Here is a 17588-nt window from a genome sequence, read left to right as displayed (position 1 = left end):
GTCCGTGCTGACTGCACGCTTCCAAACACGTCACTTCTTCCGAACTCAACTCGGTGGCAGGTCGTCGCATGCCGCAAGCTACCAATTGCGCACTATACGCTTACTTCTGTATGGCTACTTAAAACGGTCTTATTTTCGGCCAAAAACGCGCTTAAGCAGGTCGGTGGTGCGGGCTACCGGGTTTTCGCGGATGTTGGCTTCCTCTTGGGCCACCAGCGTGAATAAGCCGTCGATGGCTTTGCCGGTGGCGTACTGGTTAAGGTCGGTTTGCACGGGCGTTACCAGCGGAATGCGGTTGTAGCGCGTGGTAAGGTCGGTGTAATACTTGGTGGCCCCTACCTGATCGAGGCTGCGCTGCATGATGGGCTTGAAGGCCGTGGTGAGCTGCTCGGTGGTAGTGCGCTTGAGGTAATTAGTAGCGGCGTTCTTCTCCCCGGTCAAGATACCCCATACATCTTTGAAGGTCAGGCTCTTGATAGCCGACAAAAAGATGGGCTTGGCACTTTTAGCCGCGTCCTCGGCACCCCGGTTCAGGGTAAGCTCAAACCGGTCTACCTGCGCGCCCAGCCCAATGGAGCGCAGCGTGTTGGCAACCCGCTGCGCATCGGCTGGGAAAGGAATCCGAATTAGCTTATTCAGGTAGAAGCCGTCCTGCTGGGAGGCCTGGTCGGCGCCTTTGCTGATACCCAGGCTCAGGGCTTCTTTCAGGCCCCGGGCCGCTTCATCCTGGCTGATACTACCGGTGCTACCCGCTTTGGTGGTCGTGGTGGTGGTAGTCGTCGTGGTAGTAGTCTTGAGGATGTCGCCTAGCTTGGGCAGCTTAAATTGAGCCGAAGCGGAAAGCTGAACGCCCAGCAACACGGCGGGCAACACGAGAAAACGGCGGTAGTTCATGGCGGAAAGAATAAGCAGCAAAGATACTACCCCCACTTTTGCAGAAACCGGACCAACTAATTCCCGGCCACAAAGAAACCGTGAAAGTCCAGCGCTGAGGCAGTCAGCTCGGCTTCCACGGTTTCGCAGGTACTTCGATTTTATTTCCCGAAAACGCGCTTGAGCAGGGCGCTGCCCTGGGCCGTGGGGTTGGCCCGGATGCGGCCTTCCTCAGCGGCAATGAGGGCAAACAGGCCGTCCACGGTTTTCTCGGTGGCGTAGGGCACCAGTTGGGGGTTGAGGGGCGTCACGAGCGGGATTTTGTTGTAGCGGGCCACCATTTCGGCGTACAGCTTAATAGCGCCGGTTTGCTCCAAGGACTGCTGCATAGTGGGCTGGAAGGCGGTGCGCAGGTCGGCGGCGGTTTTTTCGTAGAGCAGCGTGGTGGCCGCGTCACTTTCCTTGCTGGTAGCCAGGGTGAGGGCATCCTGCAGGCTCAGGTTCTGCACCGCGTTCAGGAAAATAGGCTTGGCCTGGGTGGAGGCCGTTTCGGCGGCGCGGTTCAGGGCTACTTCAAACTTATCTACCAGGGCCCCGGCCCGCAGCTTGCGCAGCGTTACGGCTACCAGTTCCGCTTCGGGCGGGAACGGGATGCGGATGTCGGCGTTGCCGTTGAAGCCATCGGTTTCGCCGGCCTGGGCCACGGCCTTGCTCACGCCCTGCGTCAGAGCTTCGCGCAGGCCAGTGCTGGCTTCATCGGCCGTCAGGGGCACGGGAGCGGGGGCCGGGGTTACCACTTTGGTAGTGGTGGTTTTGGTAGTGGTCGTGGCGGGCTTTTTAAACGGCGTGGCTTTCTTAGCCGTGGTAGTCTTCTTGGCCGTCGACGTGGTTTTTTTCGTGGTGGTTTTGGTTTGGGCGGCGGCTAGCTGAGCGGTAGCCAGGGTGAGCGAGAGGCCCAGGGCCAGCGTGCGAAGGGGAGTCATACGGGAGAAAGTAGAAAAACCAAGTAGCCGGAATGGCGTTGTTAGCGGGCGAGGTGCCAATATTGCGCCAAATCTGCTTCCCCTCCTAACTCTCCCGCTTATGACCCGCGTTCCGGACGTTGAAATCATGACCATCGGCGACGAACTGCTCTACGGGCAGGTAATCGATACCAATTCGGCCTTTATGGGCCAGGAACTCGGCAAGCTGGGCCTGCGCGTGCGTCAGATTACCAGCGTATCGGACCGGGCCGAGGAGATTGTAGCGGCCCTGGACCTGGCCCGGCAGCGCGCACAGGTAGTACTGATGACCGGCGGCCTGGGCCCCACCAAAGATGACCTGACCAAGCACGTACTAGCCCGCTACTTCGGCGCGGAGTTGGTGCTGCATGAGCCCACCCTACGCCACGTCGAAGGCATTTTTGCCCGCTACAACCGACCCATGCTGGAGGTGAACCGCCAGCAGGCCTTGGTGCCGGCCAACTGTACGGTGCTGCACAACGCCCTGGGTACGGCCCCCGGTATGTGGTTCGAGGATGGGGGCATCGTGTTTGTGAGCATGCCCGGCGTGCCGTTTGAGATGAAAGGGCTGATGACCAACGAGGTATTGCCCCGCCTGCGCCAGCACTTCCAGACGCCCGCCATTGAGCACGTAGTAGTGCAAACCGTAGGCCTGGGCGAGTCGTTTCTGGCTCAGCGCATCGAGGACTGGGAAAACCGCCTGCCCGCCAACGTAAAGTTGGCCTACCTGCCCTCTTTGGGGGGGGTGCGCCTGCGCCTCACCGGCCACGACGACGGCCAGCCCAACCTGCGCGCCCGCATGAAAGCCTTACTACCCGAGCTGCGCAACCTGCTGGGCAACCATATTTTTGCCGAGGGCGAAATCAACCTGGAAACCGCCGTGGGCACGTTGCTAGCCGAGCGGGGCCTTACTCTGGGAACGGCCGAAAGCTGCACCGGCGGCCTGCTGGCCCACCGCATTACCAGTGTCCCAGGCAGTTCCCGCTACTATCAGGGCAGCGTTGTGGCTTATTCCAACGAAATAAAAATGCGTGAGCTGGGGGTAAAGGCCGAAACCCTGGCCGCCCACGGCGCCGTGAGCGAGCCGGCCGTAGCCGAAATGGCCGAGGGTCTGCGCCAGCGCCTCGGGGTAGATGTGGCCGTAGCCACCAGCGGCATTGCCGGCCCCGAGGGCGGCACCGACGCCAAGCCCGTCGGCACCATCTGCATTGCCTACGCCGACGCCCACCACACGGTAACCCGACAACTGAGCTTTGACCGGGGCCGGCAGCTTAACCTGGAGTACACCACCACTGCCGCCCTGAACCTACTGCGGCAGGAAGTGGAGAAGGGCTGAACGGAGAAAGATCGAAGAATGGATGGGTATAGAACGGGTAAACTGTCATGCGGAACCCAGCCAGGGACCTTATCACGTCAGGTTTACCACTGAACGACTTGTTCACGCGTGATAAGGTCCCTGGCTGGGCTCCGCATGACAGGCTACCAATCTGCTTATCCAACTACCCAGCAATTCACCCATCCAACAGTCCAACACTTCACTTACCTTTGGGGCACCAACCCCCCACCCCACCCTTTTTCTAAAACGACCCCCAACCGCATGGCACGAGTGGAAATGACGATGCCCAAGATGGGCGAATCCATCATGGAAGGCACCGTCCTGAAATGGCTCAAACAAGTAGGCGACACCATTGACCAGGATGAGTCGGTGCTGGAAGTAGCCACCGATAAGGTAGATACTGAAGTGCCCGCCCTGCACGCCGGCGTACTGCAGGAAATTCTGGTGCAGGAAGGCCAGGTAGTAGCCGTGGGTGCCCCCATTGCTATCATCGAAACCGACGCGGCCGCGGCCACCTCGGCGGCTCCGGCGGCAGTTGAGGCCCCGGCCCCCTCCAGCAATGGCGCTGACAAAGCCCCGGCTGAAGTTCCTTACCTCTCGGAGCCCCACGACCCGCAGGCCCGGCCCGCAGCCACCGTCCAGCCCCAAGCCGGCCGCTTCTACTCGCCCCTGGTGCTCAGCATTGCCCGCGAGGAAGGCATCAGCATGGCCGACCTGGAATACCTGCCCGGTACCGGCAGCGAGGGCCGCGTAACCAAAAAAGACATTCTGGACTACGTAGCCGCCGGCAAGCAGCCGCTGACTACGGCAGCTGCTCCGGCCGCCGCACCAGCAGCTACCCAAGCGCCGGCCCCAGTCGCCGTAGCGGCTCCACAAACTCCGGCTGCTCCGGCATCAGCACCGGCCCAACAACCAGCCGCCAACAACCAGCCGCCAACCAAAGCTGTGCCTTCCATCAGCGGAAATCAGGAGCTGCTGGAAATGGACCGCATGCGCAAGATGATTGCCCAGCGCATGGTGGACAGCAAGCGGATTTCGCCCCACGTTACCTCCTTTGTGGAGGCCGACGTAACGGACATCGTAAACTGGCGCAACAAGCACAAGGATGCCTACAAGAAGCGCGAGGGTGAAAACCTCACCTTTACGCCCATCTTCATCCAGGCCATAGCCCGCGCCATTCAGGATTTCCCGATGATTAACGTCTCCATTGAGGGCGACTACATCATCAAGAAGCGCGACATCAACGTGGGCGTAGCCGTGGCCCTGCCCTCCGGCAACCTCATCGTGCCCGTGATTCATAACGCCGACCAGCTGAACCTGAACGGCTTGAGCAAAAAGGTGAACGACCTCGCCAACCGGGCCCGCGCCAACAAGCTCAAACCCGAAGATCTGGAAGGTGGCACCTACACCGTGAGCAACGTGGGCTCCTTCGGCAACGTGATGGGCACGCCCATCATCATGCAGCCGCAGGTAGCCATTATGGCCGTGGGCGCTATCAAGAAAAAGCCCGCCGTTATCGAAACCCCGCAGGGTGATTTGATTGGTGTGCGTCACTTCATGTTCCTGAGCCATAGCTACGACCACCGCGTGGTGGATGGCTCCCTGGGTGGCATGTTCGTGCGCCGCGTGGCCGACTACCTGGAGCAGTTTGACCCCAATACCAGCATTTAGTGCTTAGTGCTTAGTGCTTAGTGCTTAGTGCTTAGTGCTTAGTGCTTAGTATATATGGAAAAGCCTCGCCGTGGTTACGTGGCGGGGCTTTTTTGCGGCGCGAAGCCGTACTTTTGTGTACCGATTATGTACCGGCGGACTTTTCTGTTCGGTGCTTTGTATCGACTTTCTTTTCTGATGAATAAAACCCTGCCTCTGCTGGCGCTACTGCTGGCCCTCGGCCTCATCCTGTTCCTGTACCAGCGCCTACGCACCACCGAAACGGCCCTGGAAATAGCCCAAAAACGGTTCAACGACTGTGAGCAGGTCAACTTCCAGCTCCAGAACCAGCTTACCCAGGCCACCCGCGCCGCCGTGCCCGACAGCCTGCGGGTGCGTAAATAACCCAGCAAAAAGCCCGGCTTCAGACAATCTGAAGCCGGGCTTTTTGCTGAATTGCTATGTACTATGCCACCGCTTCGGGGGTGCGGGTGCGGGCGGCGTCCACGCTCCAGGGGCCGGGGCCAGCCGCCGCTATGTACAGGTACACGAAGCTGTAAACGACGGCCAACTCACCCTGGTTGATGATGGGCAGGGCGTGCTGGGGGGCGTGGGCCATGAAGTAAGCCACGGCCATCAGCCCCGAGAGGATGAACGCCACCGGGCGCGTAAACAGCCCGATGAGCAGCAGCAAGCCGCCGCCAAATTCCAAAATACCCGCCACCAGCATCAGCCCAGTGGCACCGCCCGCGTGGTCAGATGGGGGCCAGCCAAACAGCTTCTGGGTACCGTGGAATATCATGAGTAATCCGACTACAATGCGCATGACGCTCAGCAAGCGGGCCGCCCAGGGCGACAGGAAAAAGGTAGATGTGGCCATACGAGCAGGAAATAATGTGAGTACACGGGTTTCAACGCAGAAGGTAGCTGCCAGGATGCGTGGCGTTATATTTCTGCTGATTGCCTGAGGCACAGTGTGCTAAATGATGCCGTCGGCGCGGCCTGGACAGTTCGCCATACTTTAGCCCAGTTGCTCGCCTTTAGTAGTGTTTCGGGCAGAGTGCCTGAAGCCGCTCCGCGGAAAATCCCGCAGCCAGCTGCTGTGGCGCCATTTCTGCTTTCCTTGCCTTTCCTGATGAGCATTCCGGGGGGCCTTACTGCGGCTGAACTAGCTGGTTGGCAGAGCTTTTACCCCTTCGTCATGCGCAAGACCACCCACAGGTTCCTTCAGAGAATGGCAGGATATCTCCAGTTGAACCTCGCTGGCATAGACGGGGCCGGTGTGGCAGCAGTAGCGAGGCACATTGCTGTCCGTTAGCTGCTTCAACCAGCCGCCGCACCCAGGGTAGGTAACGGGTTAGCCGGGGGCCCAGATAGTTTATTTCTTCGGTAGTTCTCACAACACGTTCCCCAGCACCCGCTCCGCGCTCTGGCACTGCCTGGTGAGGCCCTGGGCTACCCTCTGGCCTGACTATTCCAGCACCCAAGTTACCTTTTCCTCCAAGGGCTTGCGGGTGCTACGAGCCGAAGCACCCGGTTTGGGGTAGCCCAGGTAAAAAAAGCCCAGCAACTGGTCATCGGGGCCCAGACCAAAAAAGGGCTTGGCTTCTGGCAGGTAGGTAACGCCCCCACTACTCCAGAAGCCCGCCAACCCGTGCGCTACGGCCGAGAGGTGCAGATTTTGCACGGCGCAGGCCACCGCCGCTACTTCCTCCACTACGGGCACCTCGGGGTTGCGCTTCAGCCCAATGGCAATGATGTGGGAGCTAAGCAGGGGGTTGTTGCGCATCTTGTCCAGCTTGCTTTCCTGAAACTTCTCCCCCGCCGTAGCCCGGTACAGCTCCGCCTGGAAATCAGCTAACTTCTGCCGACCTTCGCCCGCAAACACCACAAAGTACCAAGGCTCGGTGCGTTTGTGCGTGGGGGCCCAGGTGGCATTTTCCAGCAACTCCCGCACTAACTCGGTGGGTATGGTACGGCCGGGCTCAAATTGCACCGGCTGTATGCTGCGGCGCCCCCGAATAAGCTGGGTAATCTGCCGGGCCTCTGCGGCCGGCGTGGTTGCTGCTGAATACGTCATGGAGAAATAAGCTGTAATAGCCGGCGGATGTTTAGCTGGGAAAACAAAAGACCTTCTGCTGGGCAGAAGGTCTTTCAACTTTTACTACTAGCCTGAGTGCATTAGGGCCGGCCGCCGCTGGCACCCTGGGCGGGCGTAGCGCCGGCACCGTTGCCGCCATCGGAGTTACCGCCTTCTTTCAGGTCGTCGTTGTTTACGGAGCGGCGGCGCTTGGGCTGAGCCATACTCATCTTGCCAATGCGGTAGCTCAGGTTCACGCGGAAGCCGGAGCGACGCAGCACGTTCACGCTGTACTGGTCGAGGGCGGGCGTGCTGATGGAGTTGCGAATTTTGTTGGTGGGCGTGAAGAAGTTGTCGGCCCCGAAGCCGATGCTGCCTTTCTTGTCGGCAAAATCCTTTTTCAGGCCCACGCTGTACACCCCGAAGCCGCCCTGGTAGCCCTGGAGCTGCACTTGTCGGCCCCGGTAGAAGCTAAAGGCCTGAATTCCCCAGCCCTTGGCAAAGGTATACCCGCCCATGAGGCGGCCACTGGCCACCCAGCCCTGGTTGCTGGCCGCAAATAAGGGGTTGCTCACGTTGTTATCCAGGGTGGCGTAATACACGTCCAGGCCCCCGCCCAGGGTCAGCTTGTTCTGGATGTTTACGTTGGCATTCACGCTGGCCCCGTAGGCGTTTTCGGTGCCGATGTTAGCGTAGGTAGTAGTAATGGTGTCGCCGTTGGGCGTACGCACGGGCTGAATGGAGCCGGTGGTGTTGCGGGCAAATGCCGTGAAGGTCAGGGTAGTTTGCTTGATAAAGGTGCTGTAGCCCAGCTCAAAGTTGTTGGTTTTCTCCGGCTCCAGCTCGGGGTTACCCTGAATGATGCTTAGCTGGTTGGGTATCTGGCGGTTGGGGTTCAGAAACTGCAGAGAGGGGCGCTGGATGCGGCGGTTGTAGGCGGCTTTGAGCACGTTGCCGTTGGCCAGCTTGCGCGAGAGGTTTACGCTGGGCACCAGCACGCCGTAGGAGTCAATAGACAGCGGATTATCGGTGCGGAAGTCGGCATCAATGGTGGTGTACTCGTAGCGGGCCCCGGCTTTCAGGGTGTAGCTTTTGAGGAAACCCAGGGTGTAGGAAGCGTAGGCGGCCGCCACGTTCTGGTTGTAGTCGAACACGTTGGAAAGCGTGGTGCCCGTTTGCTGCTGCCCGTTCAGGAAGGTGGCGTAGTCACTGTTCACCTTGCGCATAATGTCCTTGGCCCCGAACTCCAGCAGCTGGGTTTTGCTCAGGGGCGTCTGGTAATCCAGCTGCAGGGTTACTTCCTGGTTGTAGCTGTCATTGAGGTTGCGCAGGGAGTTGCCGGTTCCTTCGCCTTCTTCCACCGTGTTGGTGAAGTTGTTGGTGCGGGTGTTGCGGCTGTACTGGCCCAGCAGGCTCAGCTCCCGCTGGGGCGTCTCAAACGTGCGGGTGTAGTTCAGGGTAGCATCCAGGGTGTTGGAGTTGTCCAGCACTTTGATGTCGCGCACGGAATAGCTAGGCAGGCGGCCGTTGAAGAACGTGGTACTGGAGGTCTGGTCGTCCTGGTAGTTGGTACCGTTGCGCAGGCCCAACTGCACCGAGGCCGAGAGAAAGTTGTACTTGTTGATGTCGTAGTCCCAGCCCAGCGAGTAACGCCCGAACACGTTCTGCTGGCGCGTATCGGCCGACTGCACCGTGCGGCTCAGCAGCTGGCGGTTGGCAATGTCGGTACCCTGAATATCGTAGGTGGTTTGCTCGTTGCGGAAGCTGCCCGGCGTGTTGTACTGGGCCCGGCCGCCCCCACCCAGCGAAAAGCCCATCTTGCCCACCCGGTACGAGGCGTTCAACCCCAAATCGGAGCTGCGCAAACCGGCGCTGGTGCGCAAATCCAGGGTGAAACCCTGCAGGTTGTTCTGCTTGGTGACGATGTTGATGATACCGCCCGAGCCTTCGGCGTCGTACTTGGCCGAGGGCGAGGTAATCACTTCCACGGTCTTGATCTGGTCGGCCGGAATCTGCTTCAGCGCGTCGGCAATGCTGTTGGCTGAAATGGTGCTGGGGCGGTTGTTGATGAGCACCCGGATGTTCTGGCTGCCCCGCAGGCTCACGTTGCCGTCCAGGTCCACCGACAAGTTGGGTACACGCTTGAGCACGTCGGTGGCGTCGCCGCCGCGGGTGGTTTCGTCCTTTTCGGCGTTGTACACCGTGCGGTCCACCTTTTCCTCTACCAGGCTGCGCTGGCCTTCTACCCGCACCTCTCCCAGGGCCTGGGCCGAGGAAGCCAAGTTCACCGTACCCAACGCTACCGTGTTGCCGGCCTCCGTGATGACCACGCCTGGCTTCTCCACCAGCCCGTAGCCGATGAAGCTGATTTGCACGGTGTAAGTGCCCGGGGCAATGCGCGGAATCGTGAATTTGCCGTTGTCGTCGGCGGCGGTGCCATCCACGGGCTTGCCGGTGGCCGGGTTCAGCAGGGCCACGGTGGCGTAGGGCACCGGCTGCTTGGTGGCGGCATCAAGCACGGTGCCGGTGATGCGGCCTGACCCTTCCTGCGGGGCCGTAACGGCCGCCCCACCGGCACCAGCCGGCCGGGTAGCACCAGCGGGCCTACCGGTGCCAGTGGGTGGCGTGCCACCCGGCATTTGGGCCAGCACCGCATGGCTGCCGGAAAGGAGAAGAATGGGAAGGAATAATTTTTTCATGTGCGAGAGGGGAAGCGTCTATTACCCGGCCGCCAAATGGCCGCTACGGGCCTCCGGGCGCTGTATTGGCGTAAACCTAGCACCTCTGGACCCCACCCCCGAAATGAAGCCGACCAACCAGCTGATTTCTGCGGCGGAGCCCGGGAAAAGGTCGGGCGAATACCGGGTAACCGAGCCACAGACGCAACTTCGCCGCCGAGGTGGCACCAAGGCCCGAATATTTGTCGGGTTTCTGGCCTGCCGCGAATAAAGAACGCCCCTCCGGCGGCCGGAGGGGCGTTTTGCGTTTCCGGTCCGGCGGCTGCAAGCCGTCGGGCCGGTTGTCGTTGGCTGATGTTGTTCCGTCGTCGTGCGAATACCGAAGGCGTTGTTCGAGACGTGCTCTACGGCATCGGCTGACGTTGTTACGTCATCGTGTAAATGGCCCGAACGACAACCGGCCCGACGGCTTGCAGCCGCCGGACCGGGGCTTACGCCTTCACGCCGAGCAATAACAGCATAAAGGCAAACTGTCGGGCCGTGTCGTGGATGGACTTGAAGCGGCCGGAAGCGCCGCCGTGGCCGGCGGCCATGTCGGTGTGGAGCAGCAGCAGATTCTGGTCGGTTTTCAGGGTGCGCAGCTTGGCTACCCATTTGGCGGGCTCAAAATACTGCACCTGCGAGTCGTGGAGGCCGGTGGTGACGAGGATGTTGGGGTAGGCATGGGCCTTCACCTGGTCGTAGGGCGAGTATGAGAGCATGTAATCGTAGAACTCCTTCTGGTTGGGGTTGCCCCACTCGTCGTACTCGCCGGTGGTCAGCGGGATGCTTTCATCGAGCATGGTGGTCACCACGTCCACGAAGGGCACAGCGGCCACTACGCCTTTGTAGTACTCAGGGTGATTGTTGACTACCGCGCCCATCAGCAGACCGCCGGCCGAGCCGCCCATGGCAAACAGCTTATCGGCGGAGGTGAATTTCTGATCGATGAGGAATTTGGAGCAATCGGTGAAGTCAGTGAAGGTGTTTTTCTTCTTGAGCTTCTTGCCGTTCTCGTACCACTGTCGGCCCATTTCCTGCCCGCCCCGGATGTGGCAGATGACGTAGGCAAAGCCCCGATCCAGCAAGCTCAGGCGGGCGGCGCTGAAGGTGGCATCCATGGAGTAGCCGTAGGAGCCGTAGGCGTACTGCAGCAGCGGGGCCGAGCCGTCCTTTTTGAAGCCCTTCTTGTACACAATGGACATCGGGATTTTGGTACCGTCGGTGGCAGTGGCGTACACCCGCTCGGTCACGTAATCCTCCTTTTTGAAGCTCCCGAGCACGGTTTGCTCCTTCAGCAGCTTTTTGCTGCGGGCGTTCATGTCGTAGTCGAAGGTGGAATTGGGCGTGGTGAGCGAGGAGTAGCCGTAGCGCAGCACGGGCGTATCAAACTCGGGGTTGATACTGATGGCGGCCGTGTAGGTGGGCTCCCCGAAGTTGAGGTAGTGCTCCTGCTTGTCTTTCCACCGAATCACGCGCAGCTGCAGCAGGCCTTCCTTCCGCTCGCCCAGCACCAGGTAGTCCTTGAACAGCTCCATGTTTTCCAGGAACACGTCGGGGCGGTGGGCAATAACCTCCTGCCAGGCCGTTTTGGCGGTGTTCTTCACCGGCGTTTTAAGCAGCCGGAAGTTGGGCGCCCCGGCGTTGGACAGCACGTAGAAGTCGTTACCGAAGTGCTCCACCTCGTACAGATGGTCGGCCTCGCGGGGTAGGAACACCTGCAGCGCCGCCGTGGGCTCGCTGGCCTCCACGTACCGCACCTCCGACGACATGGTACTGCCAATGGTCAGGAACACGTACTGCCGCGACTTGGAGCGGTGCACCCCGATGCGGAAGGTGTTGTCCTTCTCCTCGTACACCAGTTGGTCCTTGCCGGGGTCAGTGCCCAGAGTGTGGCGGTAGAGCTGGTAATCGAGGAGAGTATTGGGGTCTTTGCGGGTGTAGAAGACGGTTTTGTTGTCGGCGGCCCATACGGCGTTGCCGCTGGTGTTGGGAATCTGCTCGGGGTAGAGCTGGCCGGTTTGCAGGTTGCGGAAGCGCAGCGTGTAGAGGCGGCGGCTCACCACGTCCTCGGAGTAGGCCAGCACCTGGTTGTCGTCGCTCACCTCAAAGCCGCCAATCTGATAGTAGGATTTGCCCTTGCCCAGCTCGTTGGCGTTGAGCAAGATTTCCTCCTTGGCGCTCAGGCTGCCCTTTTTGCGGCAATAAATCGGGTACTCGGCCCCGGCTTCGAAGCGGGTGTAGTAATAGTACCCATTCTCCCGGTACGGCACCGACTCGTCCTGCTCCTTGATGCGGCCCTTTATTTCCTGGAACAGCTTTTCTTCTAGTCCTTTCACCGGGGCCATCTGCTGCTCGGTGTAGGCGTTTTCGGCGTTCAGGTAGCTGATGACTTCCGGGTTTTCCCGCTCATTCAGCCAGTAGTAATTGTCGAGGCGGGTGCCGAAGGGCGACTTCAGTTCTTTGGCCTTGAGGGCCGCAATGGGGGGTTTGGGCATAGTGGCAGTAGTGCTTTGGGCGAAAACCGCGCCGCTAAGCAGCAGGCCCGCGCCCGTGAGCCAGGTGTACAATGGGTTCATAGCGCAACAAGTCAACAAATGAAATGGATGCGCTAAAGAAACGGGAATTTGTTAAGGGCTACGGTCAGCCCATAAAAACGGCAGAGGGCTGCCCGGGTTTACCATAGTAACCGCACCAGCCGGAATGAAGAGACGCGACACTTCGCGTCTCCTCGTTGAACGGTACCGGGTAAAACGGGTCGTTCTGACGGGAGACGCGAAGTGTCGCGTCTCTACATGTTCGTTCGGCTTACAGCGCCGCCAGGCTTTGCTCCAGGGCGGTGATTTTGGCTTCGGTGTCGGCCAGCTTCTGCCGCTCACGCTCCACCAGATCGGGCTTGGCGTTGGCCACGAACTTCTCGTTGGCCAGTTTTTTCAGCACCGAGTCGCGGAAGCCCTGGGCGTATTCCAGCTCCTTAGAGAGGCGCTCCTTCTCGGCCCCGAGGTCAATCTGCCCTTCCAGCGGCACGAAGAACTCCGAGCCGCCCGCCACGAAACCTACCGCCGCAGCCGGAGCTTCCGTCACCACCGATACCTCGGTGAGGGCGGCCAGCTTTCTGATGATAGGGTCATAGTCGGTGAGCAACTGAGTGTCGTCGGTTTTGGCGGCCAGGGTCAGGGGCTTGTTGGGGCCCAGGCCCTTCTGGTTGCGGATGGTCCGCACGCCGGCCACAATGGAAAGGGCCTTTTCCATGCGGGCCAGCACCTCGGCGGCACCCGCCACGGGCTGGGCCTTGGGCCAGGCGGCCACGCACACGTATTCCTTGGGGCCGCGCTCCTTCAGCTCATGCCAGATTTCCTCGGTGATGAAGGGCATAAAGGGGTGCAGCAGCTTGAGCAGGGTTTCGAGGAAACCGGTGGTCAGGCGCAGCGTTTCGGGGTCGATGGGGGCCTGATAGGCGGGCTTGATCATCTCCAGGTACTCCGAGCAGAAGTCGTCCCACACCAGCTTGTACACCGTCATCAGCGCGTCGCTCATCCGGAACTTCTCGAAGTGCTCATCCAGCTCCGTGATGGTGGTGTTCAGCTTAGCCGAAAACCACTCCACGGCCTTCTCGTTGGGGAAGGGCAGCGCGGTATCCACTTCCCAGCCTTGGGTGAGGCGGAAAGCGTTCCAGAGCTTGTTGCTGAAGTTGCGGCCCTGCTCCACCAGCTTCTCGTCGTAGAGCAGGTCGTTGCCGGCCGGGGCCGAGAACAGCATGCCGGTGCGCACGCCATCGGCCCCGAACTGCTTGATGAGGTCCAGCGGGTCGGGCGAGTTGCCGAGCTGCTTGCTCATCTTGCGTCCCTGGGCGTCGCGCACGATGCCGGTGAGGTACACGTTGCGGAAGGGCACTTCCTTGCGGTACTCCAGGCCGGCCATAATCATGCGGGCCACCCAGAAGAACAGGATGTCCGGCCCCGTCACCAGGTCGTTGGTGGGGTAGAAATAGTTGACGTCGGCGTTGTCGGGGTCCTTGAACCCGTCGAACACTGAAATCGGCCACAGCCACGACGAAAACCAGGTATCCAGCACGTCCTCGTCCTGGCGCAGGTCCGTGAGCTGCAGGTCGGCGTTGCCGCTTTGCTCGCGGGCCTGGATCAGGGCTTCCTCGGCGGTGAGGGCCACCACGTAGGTGCCGTCGGGCAGGTAGTAGGCCGGAATCTGCTGGCCCCACCACAGCTGCCGCGAGATGCACCAGTCGCGCACGTTCTCCATCCACACCCGGTAGGTGTTCTTGAACTTGGCCGGGTGCAGCTTCACGGTGTCGTTTTCCACCACTTCCAGAGCCGGCTTGGCCAGGTGTTCCATTTTCAGGAACCACTGCAAGCTCAGGCGCGGCTCAATTACGGCCTTGGTGCGCTCCGAGGTCTGCACGATGCTGGCGTACTCCTCCACCTTCACCAGGTGACCGGCTTCCTCCAGGTCCTTCACGATGTTGCGGCGGGCCGCGAAACGGTCCTGACCCACGTAGAGCACCGCTTTTTCGTTCAGCGTACCGTCGTTGTTGAGGATGTCGATAACGGGCAGGTTGTGCTTCACGCCCAGCTCGTAGTCGTTCAGGTCGTGGGCCGGCGTCACCTTCAGCGCGCCCGTGCCGAAGTCGATGCTCACGTACTCATCCAGAATCACCGGGATTTCGCGGCCCAGCAGCGGAATACGCACTTTCGCGCCGTGCAGGTGGGTATAGCGCGGGTCGTTGGGGTTCACGGCCACCGCCACGTCGGCCATGATGGTTTCGGGCCGGGAGGTAGCCACGGTCAGGAACTGGCCCTCCTGCCCTACCACTTCGTAGCGCAGATGGTACATCTTGGCCATGACGTCCTTGGGAATTACTTCCTCATCGGACAGGGCCGTTTGGCCCAGCGGGTCCCAGTTCACCATCCGGATGCCGCGGTACACGAGGCCCTTCTGGTGCAAATCCACGAATACGCGCAGTACAGCCTCGGTCAGTTCGGGCTCCATGGTGAAGCGCGTCCGGTCCCAGTCGCAGGAAGCGCCCAGCTGCTTGAGCTGCTCCAGAATGATGCCGCCGTACTTCTCCTTCCAGGCAAAGGCGTGCTCCAGAAACTGCTCCCGGGTCAGGTCCTTCTTCTCGATGCCCTGTTCCTTCAGCAGCGCCACTACCTTGGCCTCGGTGGCAATGGAGGCGTGGTCGGTGCCGGGCACCCAGCACGCTTCCTTGCCCTGCATGCGCGCCCGGCGCACCAGCACATCCTGAATGGTATTGTTGAGCATGTGGCCCATGTGCAGCACGCCCGTCACGTTGGGCGGCGGAATTACCACGGTATAGGGCTGCTTGCGGGGGTTGGCCTTGGCTTTGAAGAAGCCCTGCTCCTGCCAGCGCTGGTACCATTTGGCTTCAACGTCGGCGGGGGTATAGGTTTTGGCGATGGACATCGGCGGGAAAGTCGGTTCAGATACGGGCGCAAAAGTAGGCAATTCGGGCGGGGGCCGGAAATAAGCGGCCCGCCGGTGGCAGCTGACGAGCCGGGCGGCCTGATCCGCTTCCCCCGCATTATCTTTTCCGGCTTATTTCCGGCTTCAATTATTTCATTCTGGGAGAACCTCTATTTTTGGAGCTTAACAGTAGCCCCGTCCTTCCTGCCTCACCCCCCACCTTATTTTATCGGCCCCATTCTACTCTCTCCTTCTTCCTGTTGTTGACGCGTGCGTATGGCTCTTTTCTCCTTTCGTAAACCAGCAGTTGCGCCAACTGTGCCAGTAGCGGCAGTTCTGCCTTCGCCCCCCACTGCCCTCCCCTCATTTGCCGCTTCCATCCGGGTGGGTATGGGCCAGCTGCTGGTAGAAGGCGGGGAACCGGAGCGCAACCTGGAGCGGGCCGAGCGGATGATTGCCGAGGCCGCCTCCTGCCACTGCGACGTGGTGCTGCTGCCCGAAACCCTGGATTTTGCCTGGACCCACCCCAGCGCCCTCACCGAGGCCCAGCCCATTCCCGGCCCCTACTCCGACCGTCTCTGCCAGGCGGCCCGGCGGCATCAGCTCTACCTCTGCGCCGGCCTCACGGAACGCGCCCCCGATGGCCGCAACTATAACGCCGCCCTCCTTATCAACCCGCAGGGCAAAATCATCTGCAAATACCACAAAATCAACCTCCTGGAAGTAGAGCTACCCTTCTACGCGGTGGGTCAGACGCTGAACGTGGTAGATACGCCCCTGGGAAAAATCGGGGTCAATATCTGCGCTGATAACTTCCTGGACGGCCTGCCTATTGGGCACACGCTGGCCCGCATGGGCGCGGAGTTCATCCTCTCCCCTTCGTCCTGGACGGTGGACTATTCCATCACGGAGGAAGACGACCCTTACCGCGAGAAATGGGTGAAGCCCTATTCCATTCTGGCCCAGCTCTATAACGTAACGGTGGTGGGTACTACCTCCGTGGGCTACATTGTGGGCGGCCCCTACGAGGGCAAGAAAAGCGTGGGCTGCTCCCTGGCCGTGGATGCCAGCGGTATTCGCGCTCAAGGCACCTTCAATGAGTTTGCCGGCGAGTTGGTGGTGGCCGACCTGCCCCGGCCCGTACGCGCTGAGCAGGGCACCCAAATCGGCCAAATGCTGCAGCGCAAGGGTTTTCGCTTCGATACGCTACCCGCTTAGCTCGTGGCCGGACCGTTTCTATGAATGGTCACGGCTTTAATCCGACCTTAATCTGGCATGCTTAACTAGTTGCCGGGTTTCTTCCCTTTCGCATGAAACAAGCTTACCAGCAATGTACTCGCTGCATCATGGATACCACTGTTCCCGGTATCCGGTTTGATACGGCGGGTGAATGTAATTTCTGTGCTCTGCATGATAAGCTGGACCGGGCCTTTCCGCTGGGCGCGGCCGGGGCCCGGCATGTGCAGGCTATGGTGGCCGATATTAAAAAAACCGGGCAGGGCAAAAAGCACGACTGCGTTCTGGGTGTTAGTGGAGGCCGTGACTCCTCGTACACATTGTGGTACTGCGTGGTAAAACTTGGGCTGCGGCCCCTGGCGGTGCATTTCAATGACGGTTTCGGCAACCCCGTGGCGGGCGAGAACATGACCAAAGCCTGCCGCAAGCTGGGCGTGGAAATGCGCACCATTACCTCCGACTGGCGCGAATCCAAGGACCTCAAGATTGCCTTCCTGAAAGCCTCCGTGCCCGATATGGAGGAAGGCACCGACGTGGGTATTGCCACCGCTCTGTATGGCGTGGCCGCCAAGGAAGGTATTCAGCGTATCATCATCGGGCAGTCGTTCCGCACCGAAGGCATTGCCCCGCTGAGCTGGAACTACCTGGATGGCAAGTACCTGAGGGCCGTGCACAAGCAGTTTGGCACAATGCCGCTGCGGCCCTGGAAACCTGATGACCCAGGCTTTCACCTGGATATCCCGCAGATGTTCTACTACGCCTTCATCCGCCGCATCAAAACCGTGACCCTGCTCTACCACCTGGACTACGTGCGGGCCGATGTGGACCAATTGCTGGAGCGGGAACTGGACTGGGTAAACCCCGGCGCCCACTATTTCGACGATTTGTACCAGAGCGTCATCTACTACCTCAACCGCACCAAGTTTGGCATCGACCGGCGGCTGTTCAACTACTCGGCCCTGGTGCGCTCGGGCCAGATGCCCCGGGAAGTGGCCCTGGAGCGGGTGCAGCACGTCAATAAGATTGAGGATCAAAAGGTAATTGACCTATGCATCAAGCGTCTGGGCCTCACCCGCCCGGAGTTTGAGCAGATTGTGGCCACTGCACCCAAAACCTTCCGGGCCTACCCCAATAACTAGGAAGTGTTAACAGTGGCTAGTATGTTTGGGAATGGAGTACATGTTGACCGACGCGCAGTGGGCGCGCATCGCGCCGTTACTGCCGGGCCGGGAAGGCACGAGCGGCGGGCGGGGCCA

12 protein-coding genes are annotated in these 17588 nt (G+C 60.5%); 5 read left to right on the top strand and 7 right to left on the bottom strand.

What is annotated here, in order from left to right; genetic code table 11:
- Window positions 1–129: 129 nt before the first annotated feature.
- Both ROI90_RS20955 and ROI90_RS20950 read right to left on the bottom strand, forming a co-directional pair.
- Window positions 130–894: a DUF4197 domain-containing protein gene (locus tag ROI90_RS20955; protein WP_316000237.1), complete on the bottom strand. Its 765-nt coding sequence runs from the start codon at window positions 892–894 to the stop codon at window positions 130–132.
- A gap of 140 nt (window positions 895–1034) precedes the next feature.
- Entirely contained in the window at window positions 1035–1856 is an 822-nt protein-coding gene (locus tag ROI90_RS20950) for a DUF4197 domain-containing protein (RefSeq protein WP_316000236.1), read from the bottom strand.
- Between the two features lie 100 nt (window positions 1857–1956).
- On the opposite strand from ROI90_RS20950, the gene ROI90_RS20945 reads away from it, so the two are divergent.
- From ROI90_RS20945 to ROI90_RS20935, 3 genes are all read left to right on the top strand, one after another.
- Window positions 1957–3210: a competence/damage-inducible protein A gene (locus tag ROI90_RS20945; protein ID WP_316000235.1), complete on the top strand. Its 1254-nt coding sequence runs from the start codon at window positions 1957–1959 to the stop codon at window positions 3208–3210.
- A gap of 261 nt (window positions 3211–3471) precedes the next feature.
- On the top strand, window positions 3472–4881 hold the full coding sequence (locus tag ROI90_RS20940) for a dihydrolipoamide acetyltransferase family protein (RefSeq protein WP_316000234.1): 1410 nt from the start codon (window positions 3472–3474) through the stop codon (window positions 4879–4881).
- A 177-nt stretch (window positions 4882–5058) separates the two neighbouring features.
- On the top strand, window positions 5059–5265 hold the full coding sequence (locus ROI90_RS20935) for a hypothetical protein (RefSeq protein WP_316000233.1): 207 nt from the start codon (window positions 5059–5061) through the stop codon (window positions 5263–5265).
- 61 nt (window positions 5266–5326) lie between these two features.
- Here the strand turns inward: ROI90_RS20935 and ROI90_RS20930 are convergent, their stop codons facing one another.
- From ROI90_RS20930 to ROI90_RS20910, 5 genes are all read right to left on the bottom strand, one after another.
- On the bottom strand, window positions 5327–5740 hold the full coding sequence (locus tag ROI90_RS20930; protein ID WP_316000232.1) for a DoxX family protein: 414 nt from the start codon (window positions 5738–5740) through the stop codon (window positions 5327–5329).
- Window positions 5741–6331: 591 nt separating this feature from the next.
- Window positions 6332–6940, bottom strand: coding sequence for a nitroreductase family protein (locus ROI90_RS20925; protein WP_316000231.1), 609 nt, complete (start codon window positions 6938–6940; stop codon window positions 6332–6334).
- A gap of 101 nt (window positions 6941–7041) precedes the next feature.
- Window positions 7042–9639, bottom strand: a complete 2598-nt coding sequence (locus ROI90_RS20920) for a TonB-dependent receptor domain-containing protein (protein ID WP_316000230.1) — start codon at window positions 9637–9639, stop codon at window positions 7042–7044.
- Window positions 9640–10109: 470 nt separating this feature from the next.
- Window positions 10110–12155, bottom strand: a complete 2046-nt coding sequence (locus ROI90_RS20915; protein ID WP_316000238.1) for a S9 family peptidase — start codon at window positions 12153–12155, stop codon at window positions 10110–10112.
- A 310-nt stretch (window positions 12156–12465) separates the two neighbouring features.
- Window positions 12466–15096, bottom strand: a complete 2631-nt coding sequence (locus tag ROI90_RS20910; RefSeq protein WP_316000229.1) for a valine--tRNA ligase — start codon at window positions 15094–15096, stop codon at window positions 12466–12468.
- A gap of 276 nt (window positions 15097–15372) precedes the next feature.
- On the opposite strand from ROI90_RS20910, the gene ROI90_RS20905 reads away from it, so the two are divergent.
- Together ROI90_RS20905 and ROI90_RS20900 are read left to right on the top strand one after the other, a co-directional pair.
- The gene (locus tag ROI90_RS20905) at window positions 15373–16314 is read left to right on the top strand and encodes a carbon-nitrogen hydrolase family protein (protein ID WP_316000228.1); all 942 of its coding nucleotides are present in this window, start codon (window positions 15373–15375) and stop codon (window positions 16312–16314) included.
- Between the two features lie 92 nt (window positions 16315–16406).
- Entirely contained in the window at window positions 16407–17471 is a 1065-nt protein-coding gene (locus ROI90_RS20900; protein WP_316000227.1) for an N-acetyl sugar amidotransferase, read from the top strand.
- Window positions 17472–17588 lie beyond the last annotated feature (117 nt).

Origin of the sequence: Hymenobacter endophyticus, from assembly GCF_032464715.1 — a bacterium.
GTDB lineage: Bacteria > Bacteroidota > Bacteroidia > Cytophagales > Hymenobacteraceae > Hymenobacter > Hymenobacter endophyticus.
The sequence above is the reverse complement of the archived record's forward strand: the minus strand, read 5'-3'. Positions and strand labels throughout refer to the sequence as shown.

Bases quoted from the DNA above. Each gene is read 5' to 3' on its own strand.
- ROI90_RS20920 (WP_316000230.1), bottom strand. From the start codon at position 9,639: ATGAAAAAATTATTCCTTCCCATTCTTCTCCTTTCCGGCAGCCATGCG.
- ROI90_RS20910 (WP_316000229.1), bottom strand. From the start codon at position 15,096: ATGTCCATCGCCAAAACCTATACCCCCGCCGACGTTGAAGCCAAATGG.
- ROI90_RS20940 (WP_316000234.1), top strand. From the start codon at position 3,472: ATGGCACGAGTGGAAATGACGATGCCCAAGATGGGCGAATCCATCATG.
- ROI90_RS20935 (WP_316000233.1), top strand. From the start codon at position 5,059: ATGAATAAAACCCTGCCTCTGCTGGCGCTACTGCTGGCCCTCGGCCTC.
- ROI90_RS20930 (WP_316000232.1), bottom strand. From the start codon at position 5,740: ATGGCCACATCTACCTTTTTCCTGTCGCCCTGGGCGGCCCGCTTGCTG.
- ROI90_RS20950 (WP_316000236.1), bottom strand. From the start codon at position 1,856: ATGACTCCCCTTCGCACGCTGGCCCTGGGCCTCTCGCTCACCCTGGCT.
- ROI90_RS20915 (WP_316000238.1), bottom strand. From the start codon at position 12,155: ATGCCCAAACCCCCCATTGCGGCCCTCAAGGCCAAAGAACTGAAGTCG.
- ROI90_RS20905 (WP_316000228.1), top strand. From the start codon at position 15,373: ATGGCTCTTTTCTCCTTTCGTAAACCAGCAGTTGCGCCAACTGTGCCA.
- ROI90_RS20955 (WP_316000237.1), bottom strand. From the start codon at position 894: ATGAACTACCGCCGTTTTCTCGTGTTGCCCGCCGTGTTGCTGGGCGTT.
- ROI90_RS20945 (WP_316000235.1), top strand. From the start codon at position 1,957: ATGACCCGCGTTCCGGACGTTGAAATCATGACCATCGGCGACGAACTG.
- ROI90_RS20925 (WP_316000231.1), bottom strand. From the start codon at position 6,940: ATGACGTATTCAGCAGCAACCACGCCGGCCGCAGAGGCCCGGCAGATT.
- ROI90_RS20900 (WP_316000227.1), top strand. From the start codon at position 16,407: ATGAAACAAGCTTACCAGCAATGTACTCGCTGCATCATGGATACCACT.